At 72.2% G+C, this 15,802-nt stretch carries 16 protein-coding genes; 4 read left to right on the forward strand and 12 right to left on the reverse strand.

The genetic code is table 11. The features are described 5' to 3' along the window. Positions 1-77: 77 nt before the first annotated feature. On the reverse strand, positions 78-254 hold the full coding sequence (locus AB0G59_RS28640) for a hypothetical protein (protein ID WP_360917535.1): 177 nt from the start codon (positions 252-254) through the stop codon (positions 78-80). A 462-nt stretch (positions 255-716) separates the two neighbouring features. On the opposite strand from AB0G59_RS28640, the gene AB0G59_RS28645 reads away from it, so the two are divergent. After that, positions 717-1,415, forward strand: a complete 699-nt coding sequence (locus tag AB0G59_RS28645) for a hypothetical protein (protein ID WP_360917538.1) — start codon at positions 717-719, stop codon at positions 1,413-1,415. A 58-nt stretch (positions 1,416-1,473) separates the two neighbouring features. After that, positions 1,474-2,859, forward strand: coding sequence for a hypothetical protein (locus AB0G59_RS28650; RefSeq protein ID WP_360917541.1), 1,386 nt, complete (start codon positions 1,474-1,476; stop codon positions 2,857-2,859). Between the two features lie 41 nt (positions 2,860-2,900). On the opposite strand, the gene AB0G59_RS28655 is transcribed toward AB0G59_RS28650, so the two are convergent. The 11 genes from AB0G59_RS28655 to AB0G59_RS28705 form a co-directional block, all read right to left on the reverse strand. After that, positions 2,901-3,719 carry a class I SAM-dependent methyltransferase gene (locus AB0G59_RS28655; RefSeq protein ID WP_360917544.1) on the reverse strand — a complete coding sequence of 273 codons (819 nt, stop codon included), beginning with the start codon at positions 3,717-3,719 and terminating at the stop codon, positions 2,901-2,903. Then, entirely contained in the window at positions 3,716-4,864 is a 1,149-nt protein-coding gene (locus tag AB0G59_RS28660; protein ID WP_360917546.1) for an aminotransferase class I/II-fold pyridoxal phosphate-dependent enzyme, read from the reverse strand. Before AB0G59_RS28660 ends, AB0G59_RS28655 begins: the two co-directional genes overlap by 4 nt. Positions 4,865-4,916: 52 nt before the next feature. Further along, positions 4,917-5,939, reverse strand: a complete 1,023-nt coding sequence (gene galE, locus AB0G59_RS28665; protein WP_360917549.1) for a UDP-glucose 4-epimerase GalE — start codon at positions 5,937-5,939, stop codon at positions 4,917-4,919. Positions 5,940-6,034: 95 nt separating this feature from the next. Then, positions 6,035-7,240, reverse strand: a complete 1,206-nt coding sequence (locus AB0G59_RS28670) for a cytochrome P450 (protein WP_360917552.1) — start codon at positions 7,238-7,240, stop codon at positions 6,035-6,037. Further along, entirely contained in the window at positions 7,237-8,433 is a 1,197-nt protein-coding gene (locus AB0G59_RS28675) for an amidohydrolase family protein (RefSeq protein ID WP_360917555.1), read from the reverse strand. The genes AB0G59_RS28670 and AB0G59_RS28675 overlap by 4 nt, the downstream gene beginning before the upstream one ends. Next, positions 8,430-9,959: a hypothetical protein gene (locus tag AB0G59_RS28680; RefSeq protein WP_360917558.1), complete on the reverse strand. Its 1,530-nt coding sequence runs from the start codon at positions 9,957-9,959 to the stop codon at positions 8,430-8,432. The genes AB0G59_RS28675 and AB0G59_RS28680 overlap by 4 nt, the downstream gene beginning before the upstream one ends. Continuing rightward, complete coding sequence (locus tag AB0G59_RS28685) at positions 9,959-10,855, reverse strand: NAD(P)-binding domain-containing protein (protein WP_360917561.1); 897 nt, start codon at positions 10,853-10,855, stop codon at positions 9,959-9,961. Before AB0G59_RS28685 ends, AB0G59_RS28680 begins: the two co-directional genes overlap by 1 nt. Further along, entirely contained in the window at positions 10,852-11,448 is a 597-nt protein-coding gene (locus tag AB0G59_RS28690) for a hypothetical protein (protein WP_360917564.1), read from the reverse strand. Before AB0G59_RS28690 ends, AB0G59_RS28685 begins: the two co-directional genes overlap by 4 nt. A 302-nt stretch (positions 11,449-11,750) precedes the next feature. Then, positions 11,751-13,031 (reverse strand): helix-turn-helix domain-containing protein, encoded by a 1,281-nt coding sequence (locus AB0G59_RS28695; protein ID WP_360917567.1) that lies wholly within the window; start codon positions 13,029-13,031, stop codon positions 11,751-11,753. Positions 13,032-13,070: 39 nt separating this feature from the next. Further along, entirely contained in the window at positions 13,071-13,247 is a 177-nt protein-coding gene (locus AB0G59_RS28700; RefSeq protein ID WP_360917570.1) for a hypothetical protein, read from the reverse strand. After that, positions 13,241-13,666, reverse strand: coding sequence for a hypothetical protein (locus tag AB0G59_RS28705; protein WP_360917572.1), 426 nt, complete (start codon positions 13,664-13,666; stop codon positions 13,241-13,243). Before AB0G59_RS28705 ends, AB0G59_RS28700 begins: the two co-directional genes overlap by 7 nt. Before the next feature lie 219 nt (positions 13,667-13,885). Between AB0G59_RS28705 and AB0G59_RS28710 the strand changes: the two genes are divergently transcribed. Then, positions 13,886-15,145 (forward strand): hypothetical protein, encoded by a 1,260-nt coding sequence (locus AB0G59_RS28710; protein WP_360917575.1) that lies wholly within the window; start codon positions 13,886-13,888, stop codon positions 15,143-15,145. Continuing rightward, positions 15,138-15,695 (forward strand): N-acetyltransferase, encoded by a 558-nt coding sequence (locus AB0G59_RS28715; protein ID WP_360917577.1) that lies wholly within the window; start codon positions 15,138-15,140, stop codon positions 15,693-15,695. The genes AB0G59_RS28710 and AB0G59_RS28715 overlap by 8 nt, the downstream gene beginning before the upstream one ends. The last annotated feature ends 107 nt before the right edge of the window (positions 15,696-15,802 follow it).

Genomic DNA, 15,802 nt, shown 5'->3' on the forward strand with positions numbered 1-15,802 from the left:
CTCCTCCGCAGACAGCCGCCCGCAACCAGCGTGAGCACCCCGAGATCCGGGTCACACCAGCTCTTTGACCAGCGACTTCAAGTTGGCGGAGGCTCGGTGCTCATCACCGTCGTGTAGTGCGGCGCGCGGTGCGCACCGGCCGGTGCGGTGCGGGTGCGTGCCTGGTGCGCACCATGGCCGACGCGCATCGCGGTGCGCACGATGCGGCGCATCCCCGGCCGCAGCGGATCACGCATCGTGACGATGCGGCGCATCGTCTTCCGGAACCGGGTGCACACCGCGTCACGGCGTGCATCGCGAACGCATACCAGGACATACAGGGTCTCTAGCGGGCGCTGTCAAGGAGAAACGTGCGCATCACGGGACCTGGTCAAGGGGCGTGGTGCGGTGCGGACAAGGGGTTGGTCAAGGGGTCGGCCAGCCACCCAGCGCACCCGCACCGCCTCACTCTTCGTGACCTCGTGCCGCACCAGTGCGGACGATGCAGCGCACTCGATGCGATGCGGTGCACCCGATGCACACCCGGACGGCACGCGGGGGTGCGGCGCACCGCCGGTGCGCATCGCGGTGCACTCGATGCACCGCACCGCCCGCACCGAGTGCGCACCGGGCACCACGGCCCTGCACTGGATGCTGCGGCCCGGACGGAGGGTGAAGGCCGTCATCATGGGATCTTGGGTGCGCGCGTGGGCGCGGTCATCTCTCGTGAGGAGAACATGAAACTGACGCCCGACCAGCAGGCGAGCGGGCTGGAATCGTTGGCCGATCGGGCCGTCGTCGCCGCGTGCGCGCTCGCCGATGCCGCCGGCCCGGAGAACTGGAGCGCGAGCGCGGTGGAGGACGCGGCCGCCGCCCTGGAGGTGCTCGCCGGCGCCCTCGCGCACCTCGACCCGGAGTGCGCGGAGATCCTGTCCGTCGTGCCCGTCGCCGCGGCCGCCGTCCTCGAGCGCGTCGAGCACGCCCGGACCGGCGACCGCCCGCAGGACGACGGCCAGGGTGCCGTCGGGACGAGCACGGCGCTGCGCCAGGCACTGACCGGGCACGGCATCACCCGGCACCGCGTCCACCAGCTCGGAGCGGCGCTGGTCACCGTGACCCTGGACCCGGCCGACGCGCAGGCCCTGGCCGCGCTCCTCGTACAACGCAACGGGATCCCGGACCAGGCACGGCACGCCGAAGAAGGGTGGGGTGACGGGCCGGCCGAGACCGCGGCCGCCGCCCTGGCCGAAGCCCTTGCCGCCCACGGACCCAGCGCCTACGCCCGCGTCCTCGCCTCCGGACAGGTCAGCGCGGGACTCACGCCCGGCGCCGCGCGGAGCGTCGTCGCCGCGCTCGGCAGCCGACCCTCCGCAGGACCCCGCACCGGCCGCCGCCGCGGCCTCGGGCCCGGCTACAAGGGGCTCCACACCGGGTGACCGTCCAACGGGGAAAGGGACTGTTCGGATACGGGCTGTACCGGCATGATCACATGCCATGGGTGACACGGCATGGGACCGCAAGACCAGACGAGTAATCGAGATACCCGGCGACGAGACCACCCTGGCCATCGGCCTTGCCCGCGGCCACTACGACTCGTCCGGCGTACTCCGCGGCCGCTACATGTGCCTTGCCTGCTATCAGGACCTGATCCTGCGGGCGATCAAGCCCGACGCGAAGCAGGTGCCGCACTTCCGGCACGAGAGCAGCCGGGAGTGCCCGGCATCTGCCGAACGGCAACGGGAGATCGCCATGGACGACCAGGTGGTCATCGACTTGCGGGACCGTCTCCTTCGGGCCTGGCCCGGCGCGACCGTCTGCCTCGATATCCCCGAGGACCCCGGCAGCCAGGAGCCCGGTCAGGTCCCACCGGGCTGGATGCCACCATCCATCGTCGTGTCCGGACCCGACGGCCCGATGGTCATCGAACGGCCTCGCAAGCTGCCCGATCCCGAGCAGATACAGCGGCGCCTGCACGCCGTGCGCGCCCGCTACGGGTCCAGCGCCCGCCATGTCTGGTTCCTGGCCAAGGACCCCCTGCAGTTCGCCAAGTGCGGCAAACTCCACGTCGCTCCGCGCGGCCGCGACCGGGACGTCCACGTCACCGTCGCGCCGACCGAGCAGCAGCTCGCCATCATCGCCGCCGGGGGCGGGGTGTACTGGCTCGACGGACAGCAGGTCCTCGTCCCCTACGGCGTCCACGACTTCACCCACACGCCCCGCGACGAGGAGGACTGGAACTTCACCGACTGGCGCCGCGGCCACTGGCACAAGGACTGGCGCATCAGCCATCCCCTCCCCGCGCCGAACGCAACCCGCTGGGGCCTGGCACCCCTATCGCTCCACCAAATGACCAGCACCAAGGCGAGCTTCAGCCTGAACGAGGCGCGCGACCTCATGCAGCGCCTCGAGGACGTCCAGCGCGCCCGCTGGCGCAGACGCCGGGCCGACGCCCGCGAGCTGTACGCCACCAACAACCCGCCGCCCACCCCGGCCGCCGTCGTAGAGACCCCCAACGCCGGGCAGCTCATCCCTCCGGCGCCGCCAGAGCAACAGGACGCCGTCCCGGAGCCTCCCGCAGCACCCGACCCGACAGGTGGTCAGGTGCCGAGCAAGCCCAGCGACCAGTCCGACTCCCCCGTGGCGTCCCCCGCTCCCCCGGACCGTACGGAGTCCGCCCCGCCGCCCGAGCCGGCCTCGTCCCCACCCGTTCCTCCGAGTGCGCTGCCCAGCGCACCGCCAGCCGACCCGCCAGCCGCGCCCCTGCCGTCGGCCGTTCCGGCCCCTCCGCCGTACCCGCCCACCGCACCGCCCGTACCACTCCCCGAGCAACGCCCGCGCGGACTACGCGGCATGCTGCGCCGCCTGCTCGGCGGCCAGTAGGCGCGCCTCCCCACACCACGTGGTCTGGGCGTGCTGCTGCGTCAAGCGGAAGTGGCGGAGCACAGAGACCATCCCTTGGGGTCGCGCCAGACCTGGCCTGGGCGGTCGCTGAACCAGCGCTGAGCGCGGGCTCGAATCTCCTCGGCGAGCCAGCTGTGCTCGGGGTTGGTGGTGGGGATGCCGTTGAAGGGCAGGAGGGCGACTGCGAAGTCCGCGAGGGGCTGGGGGCGGGTGAAGACGAGGGCGTTGTCGTACCGGACGGTGGTGACGTTGCCGAACGCCTTGTGCAGCAAGGGCGGCAGGGTGTCGCTGTTGATGGCGTTGACCGGTGACCCGGCCGACGGCATGACCCTGGCGTCTTCGATAACAGCCTGTACGAGGTCGTGGGTGCGGGGCGCGGTGCGGGCATGGTTGACGGTCGCCGCGTAGACGCCGCCTGGGCGCAGGACTCGGCGGGCCTCGCGGAGCGCCTGGGCGGGGTCGGGGACGTGGTAGAGCATGTGCCGGGCAGTGACGATGTCGAAGGCCCCGTCGGTGAAGGGCAGGTTGTTGGCCGAGGCATGCAGGGCGGTCACGCGGCCGACGGCGGTCTGACGGATCGCTTCCGGGCTGGTGTCGAGACCGGTCAGCCGGCCGGTGTGCCCATGGTGATCGAGGTCGTGGAGGAACTGTCCGGTGCCGCATCCGATGTCGAGGAGGTCGGCGTCCGAGGGCACCCTGAGATGGTCTCGGACGGCGGTGTCAGGATTGTCGGGCCGTTCGCTGTAGAGCTGGTGGGTGGTGATGCGGACCTGGAGCGGGTTGAGGTCCGCATATTCGGCGGTGACGGCGTCCTGGTGGGCGGCGGGTCCGGTGGTCAACGCGTGCTCCGTTTCTGTCGTGCGGTCAGGGCGCTGGTGATCCGGTCAAGCGCGGCGTCGAGCAGCTCGGGGGCGGTGGCGAAGGAGAGCCGGGCGCGCCGGGGCGGTGCGCCGAATTCGGGTCCGGGTTCGAGGAGGACACCGTGCTCGGCCAGGGCTTCGTGGGCGGGCTGCGTGTCGAAGGTGTCGTGGAAGTCGAGCCAGGCGAGGTAGGTAGCGGGCGCGGGCCGGTAAGTGACCTGGTCCTGGTGGGGGCGTAGTGCCTGTTCGACGAGGCCACGGCTGCGGCGCAGCTGGTGGAGGGTGTGGGTGAGCCAGGGACTGTCGGTGGCGTAGGCGGCGGCGATGGCGGCCTGCTGGACGGCGCGGGCCGGGGCGGCACGGTGGTCGAGGCGGTGCCGGAGGTTCCGGAGTGCGGATGCGTCGGGGGTCCACACGATCGCGCCGCCCAAACCGGCGAGGTTGTGGGACTTGGTGGGCCCGTCGAGCGTGAACGTGCGCTGCGCGGTGTCCTCGTCCAGGGTCGCGATCGGGATGTGCGCGAGCTGCGGGTCGAGGATCAGGCGGCAGTGGATCTCGTCGGAGACGATGGCCAGGTCGTGGTCACGTGCGGCGTCGGCGATGGCGGCGAGTTCGCAGCGGCTGAGCATGTGGCCGGTCGGGTTGTGCGGGTTGCACAGGTGGATGGCCCTGGTGCGCGCGGTGATGCGCTGCTCGACGTCGTCCCTGGTGATGCCCCGGTCGGGGTCGAGAGGGACGGGGACGGCCGCTGCGCCTGCGTGGGTGATCGCTTCGGGGATGAATCGGTAGGAGGGGGCCAGGAACAGTGCTTCGTCGCCGGGGCGGAGGAGTTCGGAGAGGATCAGGTAGGCGGCGTGGAGGGTGCCGGCCAGGAGCCAGAAGCAGGTGCGGGTGACGTCGGCCCGGTAGCGGGTGCGGTAGTGGTCGGCCAGGAGGTCGCCGAGGCCGCCGGTGGTGTAGGGCGGCGGGTAGGCCAGGGGGTGGGCGAGGCGTTCGGTGATGGCGCCCAGGATGAGCGGGTCGGTGGCAAGATCCATGTCCGCGGTGGTCAGCGGTATGGCGCCGTCGGGCGCGAAGGACCAGCGCCGGGAGTACGGGTGGGCGGGGGAACGGAGGGCTGGCATGTGCGGTGCCTCCTTGGGGCGGGGCCGCCGGCCGGGCGGCCCCGCGGGGGTGTCATGCGGGCGCGGGTGCTGTCTGTTCGAGGTGGGCGGCCCACTGGTTGCGCCAGGTGAGCGCGTCGCGGACGGCGTCGGCGATGGTCTTGCCAGAGGTCCAGCCGAGGAGGTCCCGGGCGCGGGTGCTGGAGGTGTAGCAGCCGATCACATCGCCGGGCCGCGGTCCCGCCTCGCGGACGTCGAGGGTGGAGCCGACGGTCTTCTCGAAGGCCGCAACCAGCTCGCGGACGGTGGTGCCTTCGCCGGTGCCGACGTTGATGACTTGGTAGCGGTCGGCGGCGTCCGGCGGGAGGACTCGGTCGAAGCGGTTGAGGGCGGCGAGGTGGGCCAGGGCCAGATCCCAGACGTGGATGTAGTCGCGGATCGCGGACCCGTCGCGGGTGGGCCAGTTGACGCCGGTGACCGTGAACGGCTGCCCGGTGGTGTGCGCCTCGATCAACTTGCCCAGGGCGTGCGTGGGGTCCGGGTTCTGCAGCCCGGTGCGCATCTTGGGATCGGAACCGATCGGGTTGAAGTAGCGCAAGGCAATCACCCGGGCCGGCGCCGCAGCGGTCCAGTCCTGGAGGACCTGTTCCATCATCGCCTTCGTGCGGGCGTACGGGCTGCCGGGCGCTAGGGAGCACGACTCATCGACGTGCCCGTCCGGGTGCGGGGCGTAGATCGACCCGCTGGAGGAGAAGACGACCCGCGAGCACCGGTTGCGCTCCAGGGCTTCCAGGAGCTCCACCGTCTTGGAGACGTTCTCGCGGTAGTAGCGCAGCGGCTCGGCAACGGACTCAGGCACGACGATCTTGGCGGCGCAGTGCACGGTGGCAGCGATGTCCGGGTGCTCGGCGAAGATGCGGTCGACGAGGGCGTGGTCGGCGACGTCGCCTTGATAGAAGGGCCGGTCGTGGAGGAACTCCCGGCGTCCGGTCGACAGGTCGTCGAGGATGACGGGGGTGATGCCGTGGTCGGCGAGGGCGGAGGCGGTGGTGCTGCCGATGTAGCCGGCGCCGCCGGTGATCAGGACTTTCTTCATGCGAAGGAGCACTCCCTGGTGGGCGCGGACGGTGCCCGCCCCGCACGGGGCGGGCTGCTGTCAGATGTGGGCCGGCGCGGCCGGAGGGCGTGGCCTCACCACTCCACGGGCAAGGTGGCCAGCGCCCGTACGATCCGCCCGGTGTGCCACGTAGCCGGGGCCAGCGTAGCCAGGCGCAGGGCGGGTGCACGGTCGATCAGGGACCGGAGGGACACTTCGATCAGATGTCGGGACAGGGGCGCTCCCGGGCACCGGTGCGGGCCCGCCCCGAACGCCAGGTGGGTGTTCCGGGAGCGGGTGAAGTCCAGTGCGCTGGCGTGGGGGAATTCGTGGTCGTCCAGGTTGGCGGCGATCATCGCGGGCAGCACCGTCTCGCCGACCTCCACCTGGTGCCCGGCCACGTCGACGGGGGCCGTCGCGGTGCGGGGGAAGCCGCCGGACAGGCCGATGGGGATGAACCGCAGGAGTTCCTCGACCGCCTTCGGCCACAGGTGCGGGTGTCGGCGCAGCATCGTGATGTGGGCGGGGTGCTGGAGGAGGGCGAGGGCGGCGGAGGGGAGGAAGAAGCTTGGTGTGCGGCCGCCGAGGACGACGGCGAAGACGAGGTCGGTGCTCTGGTTGGTGGTCAGGCCGGTTCCGATGGCGCGGGTGAGGGAGAGGTCGCGCAGCAGTCCGGGCGGTAGGTCGCGGCTGCGGGTGATCCGGTCGACGGCGTTCTCCAGTTGGTCGCGGGCTTCGGCTTCCGCTGGGGTTTCGCGGGCCTGGGCGAGCGCGTTCACCAGGGCGACCACATCGGTGTCCTCGCCGCCGTTCGGCGGCTGGCCGATCAGTTGCCGGACGGCCGTTGAGGCGAGCGGGTCGGTGTAGGCAGCGACCAGGTCGGCGGGCTGTTCCCCGGCGAGGAAGCGGTCTAGGAGGCGGTCGGACTCGGCCTTGAGGCACGGGCGGATCCGGCGGGCGGTGCGCGGGGAGAACGCGCCGGCGATGGCGCGGCGCAGCCGAGCGTGCGTGGGACCGTCGAGGGCGAGCACGGACTGCTCGGTCATCAGGGCCGTCTCCAAGCGCGGGGTGGACGGCTGGTTCGCGGGGCCGCGTTCCATGCGGGGGTGGGTCAGCACGGTGCGGACCTGGTCGTAGGTGGTGGCGAGCCAGGCGTCGCCGCCGACCGGCAGGGTGACGCGCAGCAGGTGGCCGCTGGCGCGGGCGCGGGCGTAGTCGTCTTCGAGGTCCAGGCGGTGCTCGCCGGCGAAGGGGTAGGCGACAGGGCACCGGCCGGGGGCGGTGTCGGTGGGGTGGGTCATGGGTGTGTGGCCTTCCGTGCGGGGACGGTGGGGTGGGTGGTGCCTGCGGCGAGGACGGTCAGGGGCCGGGTGAGGGCGGAGAGGTCTGCGGTGGGGTCTCCTTCGACGGCCAGGACGTCGGCCCGCATGCCTTCATGGAGCGCGCCGGTGTCGTGGAGGCCGAGGGCCTTCGCGGTGCGGGAGGTGGCCAGTTCGAGGACGCCGAGCGGGTCGAGGCCGAGGTCGAGGTAGGCCGGGAGAGACGCGGGAAGGTCGTCGTGGGCCGTGGTCGGGATGCCGGCGTCGGTGCCGACCGCGAGCGGCACGCCGTGGTCGTGCAGGGCGCGCAGCTGGGCGGCTCGCTGTGTCCAGGGCAGGCGGCCGGTGGCGTCGCGGGCGTGGGAGTTGACCGTGGTGCTGGCCACGATCCGGAGTGCGGCCATGGTGGTGATCAGCTCCGGGTCGAGGTCGAAGCCGTCGGCGGACATCCAGGTGCAGTGCTCAATGCTGTCCACCCCGGCCTCGACGGCGGCCGCAATGCCGGCCGTGGCGTGCGCGTGCACGGCCACCTTCATGCCAAGGCGGTGGGACAGAGCGGTCACTGCGGCGAGGAACTGCACGGGCAGCTGCAGCGCGTACGGGGACGTGCCTTTGGTGGTGAAGCCGCCGGTGACGAACACCTTGGTCCACTGCGCCCCGGCCTTCTGGTTGGCGCGCACCAGGGCCTCGGCGTCGTCGGGGCCCGCGCATTCGCCGCCCAGGGGCGCGCCGTGGCCGCCGGGCCGGGTGACCGGGATGCCGGCCGTGAGCAGGCGCGGCCCGTGGGCGTGACCGTTGCGGATCTCGCGAGCGAGGACGGTGTCCATACGGGCGGGGGCGCCCAGGTCCCGGGCGGTGGTGATGCCGACCGCCAGCATCCGCCCGGCCCGCTCGCGCATCGCGGCGAGCACCTGGTGATCCGTCAGCGTGCCGAGCGCCCCGAACGGGTCGGGGCCGGCGTCGAGCGCGAGGTGCGTGTGGGCATCGATCAGGCCCGGCAGCAGCGTGGCACCGTCCAGGTTCACCCGGCGCGCGGGAGTGTCCGGGGCCGAGCCTCGGGGGCCGACCCAGCCGATGGAGGCGCCGCTCACCAGCACGGCACCGTCCGGGTAGACCGTGCGTCCCACGCCGGTGACCACCCGGTCCGCGCACAGGAGAACGAGGGAGCTGTTCATCGTGGCAGCCCCTTGGGCCGGTGCCGGTTCGGCTCGGCGAACACCTCGACCACCAGCGTGCCGGGGGCGACGGTGGCCGCATGCTGCTGCTGGTCCCTGATCTCGAAGGACTCCCCCGGCTTCACCGACCGGACCACGCCGTCGCGCGCCAGGTGTACACACCCGGCCAGGACCACACCCAGCTGCGGGCCGTGCCGGTGCGCGGGAACGCTCCCGCCCTCGGGGAAGGCCCACAGCACGGTCTGGCCCAGGCCCGCGACGACGAGGCGGCCCTGCGCCCGGGGGAGGGCGACTTCAGCCAGCGGCAGCCGCTGCACCCACTGCGGCCAGGCAGCGAGGTTCCCGCCGTCACCCGAAACGCGAAGGGCGCGCCGCAGCCGCATGCGCGCGTACCCGTTGTCGTCGGCCTGGCCGAAGTTCCGGGCGCCGAGGTCGCGGTAGTAGTCCAGACGCAGCGCGGCCATCGCTTCCCGCAGGACCGTCATGGCGTGGGGCCGGTGCTCGGCGGCCTCGGTCACCGCCAGCTGCGCGACGCCAGCACGGTGCTCGCGAGCGTGCTCCAGCCCGTTTGCGTCGAGGCGTGCCCACGCATCCAGCAGCACGTGGGCGTAGTCGGCGGGTGCGGTGCTGTGAAGGATCCCGAAGTAGGCGAGGACGGTGACCTGGAACCCGGTCAGCACGTCGGCTGTGGCGTCGGCGAGCCGGGCGAGGTCGGCGGGGACGCCGTCGCTGGCGGTCCCGTCGGAGTCGGGGTTGAGGAACTGGGCGAGGAGCCGGAGGAAGACAGCGTGGGCGCGGTCGTAAGGCCAGTCGAAGGGGCGGCCGGTCTCCCTGCCCGCGACCAGAGCCCGGACCTGCGAGGCGTGCAGGACACTGCTCCAGCCCGTGGGGTCGTCAAGCACGGTGGTGTAGCGGGTGTTGCCGTCCGGTCCGGGAGGGGTCAGCGCCCGCAGGGTCTCCAGCAGGAGCTTCCTGGCGCACCGGCTGGGCGCCGGCCCACCGGTCTGGTCGGCGACGAGAAGGTAGTTCGCCGCCTGGTGCACGATCAGCTCGAGGTCCTCCCGGGCACCGGCCGCCGGCCGGGCCAGCGCGCCGGGAGGTAACTCCCCCGCCACCGGGCGCTCGGCCGCGAGCCACAGGTCGGCGCCGAAGTGGGACCGGACACGAGCGGCGTGAGGCTGGCGCACGGTGAAGCACGTGGTCTGTACCTGCGGGGCGAGGGCCGAGAGCTGCTCCAGCAGTCCTTCGGCGAGCGCCTCGCCCGGGTGGTGGTCGGGCACGATGGCGACGAAGTCGAGGTCCGAGGCCAGGCTCCAGCCGTCGGTCCGCTGCTCAACGGCGGCCTCGCCGCGCGCGAGCGATCCGGCGACGAGCAGGACCACCTCGTCGTCGGCTGCCTTCTGCGTGTACTCGGCGGCGTCGGCGAACAGACGGTCCAGCTGGGCTTCCACGTGAGCGCGGGCTACGCGCGGGATGAATCGCGTGTGCTGGAACACCGTGCTGGGCTTGAACGGTGGGGCAGTCATCACAGGGCCTCCGGAGGTGCGGCGGTGTAGGTGCGGGTGACGGCGGCCATGTCCACCTCGGCCGCGTCGTGGACGGCGGCGAACTGGTGGTGCGCCGCCTCGGCGAGGGGAAGGTGCAGGCCGGTGCGCGTGGCGGTGGCCAGGGCGTAGAGCAGGTCTTTACCGAGGTTGGCCGCCGAGCAGTGCACGTCGGTGAAGTCGCCGTCCAGCAGCTGCGGGGCGGCGTACTGGGCGGCGGGGGCGGCCCAGCCGAAGCCGGACAGTGTCTCGGCCGCTTGGCGCAGGTCCAGGCCAGCGGCGCTGGCGAGCGCCAGGGCCTCGGCCACGCTGGCCAGGGTGATGGCCGCGGCGAGGTTGTGGGCGAGCTTGTAGCGGGTGCCGTAGCCGACGGGGCCGAAGGCGATCACGTGGTCGGTGAACGCGGACAGCAGCGGGCTGGCGGCGGCGAGGTCGGTCTCGGTGCCGCCCGCCAGGCCGATGAGGGTGCCGTCGTGGGCGCGGTCGCGGCCGCCGGTCAGCGGGCAGTCCACGACCCGCGCTCCGGCCGCCGTGCAGGATCGGGCCCACTGCTCGATGCGCGCCGGGGTCAGCGTGGAGCACTCCACGGCCAGGGCACCGGCCTCCAGCGCGCCGACGGCTCCCTGGGGGCCGTCCCACACGGCTGCGGCGGCGCGGTCGTCGGCGACCAGGCTCAGCACGGCCTGGGCCCCGGAGGCGGCCGCCGCGGGGCTCGAGCACACGACGTCGTCGCCGGCCGCCTGGAGGTGGTCCGCGGTGCGGTTGTACCAGCGCAGCCGACACCCGGCCGCCCGCAGGTGCGGGGCGATCTCCCGGGCCATCACCCCGGCCCCGAGGAGACCGACCGTCCAGCCGCGCGGGCGGTGGCGGGCGCTCACGCGACCACCGCCGCGTCAGCCGGGGGCGTGCTGGGGGTGTAGAGGCACCACACCATGTCCGGCGTGAGCACGTGGACGACCACCAGGTCGGTGGCGGCGAGGACGTCGAGGGAGCCGATACACGCGTCGGCCTGGCCGCGCGCCGTCATCTCAACGGCCAGCGGCTTGGCCACCACGTAGTGCCGCGGAACGCCCGGCAGATAGCGGTCGGCGAACGCCGACGTCGCCGGGTGCAGCGCCACCAGCCGTACGCGTTCCGCGCAGCCGGTGACGACGGGGGACACGGCGATGCCCATGGGCTTGGTCGGCTCCGCCCAGCAGGAGCGCAGCTGCATGCGGCCGTTCCACCGGAAGTGCAGATCAACCCAACAGTCGGTGGCACCGCGTCGGCCGCGCTCGAGGAATCCAGCGCAGATCAACGCGGCCGCGTCGCGCTCCCAGGCGGTCTGCATCGCCTCGGGGAAGGAACGGGCCAGCTCGACCTTGGGGAACCTCCGCGCCACGTGGGAAGCGTCGGTGCCCTGCGGGCCGAGGGTGACGACGAGCCGGTGGTGCTCTTCAGCCTCGTCGAGGACATGGTCGTGCACAGGCATAGTGCTCCTTTCACAGCGGCCGGGGGGTTCTGCTTCGGCTTGCGCTGAGCGGGCAGGCACTCGCAGCGTTTCCATTGGAAACGGCCTTCCCGCTGGCCGACGATGCGGCGGAGTCGGCCCCGTCCGTCTGTTCCGCACGCGACGGCGCTCCCGATGTCGACACGTACGCATTGCGTTGCGGGACGCGGTCCCCACTGGTCAGCGGGACTGCTCCCGCGGGGCTCGGTATCGAGTGAACCAGCGTCAGGCCGACGAGGGCAGTGCCGGGTTGTGTGCCAAACCGTCTGCCAAAACGGCGGACCTCACGCGGGCGGGGCGTCCCATACGGCAAGGACCTCGGCGACTTCCGGCACCCGGCGGTGGTGCCGCAGGGCAGCGAGGACCACGTCGCCGCGCTCGGCCGCGCGCGTTGACGGAACCGAGGACGCTATCTCGAACATGCGGTGCGCCTGCACGGCGGCTTCTTCGGTCTCGTTCGCGTCCAGGAGCGCGGTGACCAGCCAGGACAGGTACAGGGCGTATTCACGGACGTGGGTCGGGTCGTAACCGGTCAGCACACGGCGAAGAAGCGGCACGGCCCTCAGGGGGCGGTGAAGTTGGGTGGCCACCCGGGCCTCCATGACTTCCTGCTCGGGTACGTCCACCCAGTACAGCCACAGCCGGTCGGCGGCCTCGCCCAGGTCGGCGTCGGAGATCTGCTCCATCGCTTCGCCGATCGCCCGAAGGGCCATCCGGTCGTCACCGGCCAGCGCGCTCGTCCAGGCCAGCCGCGCCGACGTCAGCGACCGCGCTACCAGGGGGGCATCAGTCCCGGCCGCGGCTTCGGCGGCGCGTACGAGTTCCAGGCCCCGGCGGGGGTTGCCGGTGTTCGCTGTCCAGTAGCCCCAGGAGCCGAGCAGGTGGGCGGTCAGGGCGCCGTCCTCGGCCTGGTGGGCTGCCGAGGCGCCGAGGCGGAAGAGCGGTTCGGCATCGACCGGGCCGCCGGTGTCGGTGGCCACCCAGCCCGCGAGCTGCGCCATCTCAGCGACGGCGACCAGCAGGCGCCGCCCCACCTCCTCGGTGTGGGAGGTGCCGTTGAACAGGTTCACCGCCTTACGCAGCTCGCGCACGCACGTCTCGACCAGGTCGCCTCCGGCCAAGACGTCGTCGGCCAGGCGCAGGCCGTGCACGCGACGCAGAAGAGCCTCCGCGTCGTCCATGCCGACCCGGCGGCCGGAGTGTGTGCCGCACGGGGCGAGGGGTTCATCGGGTGGGAGGAGGGAGGCCAGGACCTCGGCGGGGGTGGCGGTGGTGATGTGTCCGATCCTGCGGGCCGCCTTCGATGCCGCCCGCGCGGCCTGTAAGCGGGCGACCGGCACGTCCAGGACGCGAGCGATGCGCGGGAGCCAGAAGGGTCCGGCGGTGCGGCCCTCGTACTCCACCTCCCACCGCCACACCTCGGTGCGGGTGATCGTGCGCCGCCCGGAATCGGCGACGAGGGCGCGCGCGAGGTCGTCTTCCGTCCATCCCGCGCGCAGGCGCAGCATGCGGATCAGCGGCCCCAGCCGCTCGCCGGTCACCGGAGGTTCAGGCATCACAGACATGCATACCCCTTCACGAACATCCAGGGGAGAGGCCGGACGTCAGTCAGCCGATGTGGAGTCCAGCATGGCCACTGGCGCCGGATCGGCACCACTCTCGTCGAGGAGGCGGCCGGCCTGGTCGTGGAGCACGGTGGCCGGGCCCGCGAGGCCGATCAACAAGAGGACCAGGGCGTCCCGCAACAGGTGGTCGATGATGCCATCGTGGTCGGTCACCATGTCGTCAGCACCACCCGGTGCGGGTCCACAGGTTTGGTGACCAAATTCAGGAGCGTCCGGCAGCTCCGGGCGAGGTCCGCCGCGCAAAGCGCGGCATTCAGCGGGTAGAGGCGCGGGTCCGGGCGGTGGTAGGCGAGGCGGCGGCGCAGTGAATCGAGGCCCATCGTGACCTGCCCACCACGGTCTTTGTATCTGGCCTCGGCGACCGGCAGCAGCGCCTCGGCGTCGCCGACCAGCCCCGCGGTGACCCTGGCGACCTCGGCCGGGTCGATGCGGCAGCCGTCGATTACGGGGCGCAGGCCGGCGGCGATCCTCTGCTCGATCACTTCGACGTTCACCGTGACCGGCCCGTCGGGGCCGTCGACGCAGATGCGTCGGTCCCCGGGCTTATTGGTGGCGGAGGTGGGAGAGGTGGTCATCGGCGCGGGTCCTCTGTGTAGGCACGGCAGCTGCGAGAGGGAGGCGGCGGACCACCGGCCACTTCCCCAGGAGAGGTGGTCCGCCGCGCACGTGGGAGTCAACCGCCGGATCGGGCCGCAGGGTCAGGAAGAAGGCACGTCTGTTTGCCGATGACGATCAGGAAGTTTTGACCCTTCCGTGACATCGACGGGGTCGTTGTTCCTCGCTACGTTCGACAAGTGGGAGAGAACACGATCCTCCGGAAACACATGGCCGACCTCGGCCTGTCCAGGCCCGAGTTAGCGCGCGAGATGAACTTGGTGCTCAAGCGCCTCACTGGCAAACAGGGCACCTACTCCGAGCGCACGATCCATGACCTGCTGACCCGCACCCGGACGCCACGGTCGAGAACCACGCTCGCGCTGGAGACGGTCTTCGACTGCCCGATCGCGGACCTCGGCTTCGTGCCGTCGGCCCGGCACCACCAGCAACACCCGGAGGACCCCATGAAGCGCCGCGTCTTCCTCATCACTGCCCCCATAGCCGCCGCAGCCACCGCGGGCGTCACCCCGCCGCGTCCCAGGAGCGGCCCGTACCGGATCGGCGCCGCCGACGTCGAGCGCCTGGAGCAGCTGCACGACCGGGCCATCGACGCCGACGACCGGGCCGGCGGCACCGAGGCCACCGAGCGCCGCTGCGCCGCCCTCGCCGCAGAAGCCCTGGAAATGCAGCGGGAAGGCAGTGCCAGCAGCCGCGTCCGCTCCCGGCTCTACGCGCTGGCCGCGTCCCTGACCGACTCGGCGATGTGGGCCGCCATCGACGACCGCCGCACCGACGCCGCCCAGGCCCACCTCCACCACGCCGTCACCCTCGCCTCCCTCTCCGGCGACCAGGCCGTGCAGATCCGCGTGTGGGGACATGCCGCCGCCCTGTACCGGCAGATGGGCCGCTACACCGACTCCACCGCCGCAGCTGAGGCTGCCCGCACCGTCCCCCTATGCCGCACCGACCCGTTCTACGCTTCCATGACCCGGGCGCGGCTGTCCCTCCACCAGGCCCACACCGGCAGCCGCACCGACGTCCTGCGCAGCCTCGACCAGGCCCGCAAAGACCTCTCCCGCACCGACCACGCCGAACGCCGGCCCCGGTGGACTGGGTTCTACGACGGCGCGGAGACCGAACTGCTCGCCCTCCAGGCCCACACGGAGATGGGCTGCTGGCAGGAGGCCGAGGCCCGCGCCCACCACACGCTCGCGCTCCTACGCCCCAGCATGGTCCGCAATCGGGCGCTGACCACCGCCTACCTGGCGGGCACTCAGTTGCAGCAAGGCGAAGCCGGTCTCGCGGTCGCCACGGCCAAGTCGGTGCCGACCACCGCCGTGCACGGGCGGGTCGCACACTTGCTGGGCACCTTCACCACCCGCCTCATCGCCACCGCCCCGTCCAGCTCCCACACCCAGGAGTGGGCCGCCTACCGGAAGGACATCCTCTGTGCCTGACCGCCTCGAGTTCCGCCGCAGCCGCGACGTGGACGAAGTCCGCCAGACGATCCTCGACCTCCACGTCGAAGTCCGCGGCGACTTCGCACTCCTCGACCGCCCCTTCAACACGGTCGAGCGATTCGATGAGCGCCTGCTCGCCTACGCCAAGCGCCCCGGCTGGGAGACCGTCATCGCCCGCACGCCCGGCGGGGAGCCGGTGGGCTTCTGCTTCGGTACACCGCTCGCACCCGCCACCGGCTGGTGGTCCTCGATGCTGACCCCGCTCCCCGACGGCTACACCACCGAGACCGGCACCAGGACGTTCGCGTTCCAGGAGATCTGTGTGCGCAAGGCATGGCGGGGACAAGGCGCGGCTCGCCGTCTCCACGACGAACTGCTCGCCGGGCACGCCGAGGAGCGTGTCACGCTGCTGGTGAACCCGGGCGCCGGCGGCGGCAAACTCAAAGCCGTCTACGAGAGCTGGGGTTACGAGGAGATCGGCAAGCAGCAGCCGTTCGAGGACTCACCGAAGTTCTCCGTGATGATGCGCCCGCTCCGGTACAGCTGACGCCCTGCAGGCGTCTCTCCATGGTCAGAGGTAAGGGCGCACCGCCGTCGTGAGGAACGGGGGCGCGGGGAGTGGGCCGGGTCCATGCCCTTCCAGGGGGGCCGGCC

Source organism: Streptomyces sp. NPDC021096 (assembly GCF_040641275.1).
Lineage (GTDB): Bacteria > Actinomycetota > Actinomycetes > Streptomycetales > Streptomycetaceae > Streptomyces.

Bases quoted from the DNA above. Each gene is read 5' to 3' on its own strand.
- AB0G59_RS28640 (WP_360917535.1), bottom strand. From the start codon at position 254: ATGCGCCGCATCGTCACGATGCGTGATCCGCTGCGGCCGGGGATGCGC.
- AB0G59_RS28645 (WP_360917538.1), top strand. From the start codon at position 717: ATGAAACTGACGCCCGACCAGCAGGCGAGCGGGCTGGAATCGTTGGCC.
- AB0G59_RS28650 (WP_360917541.1), top strand. From the start codon at position 1,474: ATGGGTGACACGGCATGGGACCGCAAGACCAGACGAGTAATCGAGATA.
- AB0G59_RS28660 (WP_360917546.1), bottom strand. From the start codon at position 4,864: ATGCCAGCCCTCCGTTCCCCCGCCCACCCGTACTCCCGGCGCTGGTCC.
- galE (WP_360917549.1), bottom strand. From the start codon at position 5,939: ATGAAGAAAGTCCTGATCACCGGCGGCGCCGGCTACATCGGCAGCACC.
- AB0G59_RS28670 (WP_360917552.1), bottom strand. From the start codon at position 7,240: ATGACCCACCCCACCGACACCGCCCCCGGCCGGTGCCCTGTCGCCTAC.
- AB0G59_RS28675 (WP_360917555.1), bottom strand. From the start codon at position 8,433: ATGAACAGCTCCCTCGTTCTCCTGTGCGCGGACCGGGTGGTCACCGGC.
- AB0G59_RS28680 (WP_360917558.1), bottom strand. From the start codon at position 9,959: ATGACTGCCCCACCGTTCAAGCCCAGCACGGTGTTCCAGCACACGCGA.
- AB0G59_RS28690 (WP_360917564.1), bottom strand. From the start codon at position 11,448: ATGCCTGTGCACGACCATGTCCTCGACGAGGCTGAAGAGCACCACCGG.
- AB0G59_RS28695 (WP_360917567.1), bottom strand. From the start codon at position 13,031: ATGTCTGTGATGCCTGAACCTCCGGTGACCGGCGAGCGGCTGGGGCCG.
- AB0G59_RS28700 (WP_360917570.1), bottom strand. From the start codon at position 13,247: ATGGTGACCGACCACGATGGCATCATCGACCACCTGTTGCGGGACGCC.
- AB0G59_RS28705 (WP_360917572.1), bottom strand. From the start codon at position 13,666: ATGACCACCTCTCCCACCTCCGCCACCAATAAGCCCGGGGACCGACGC.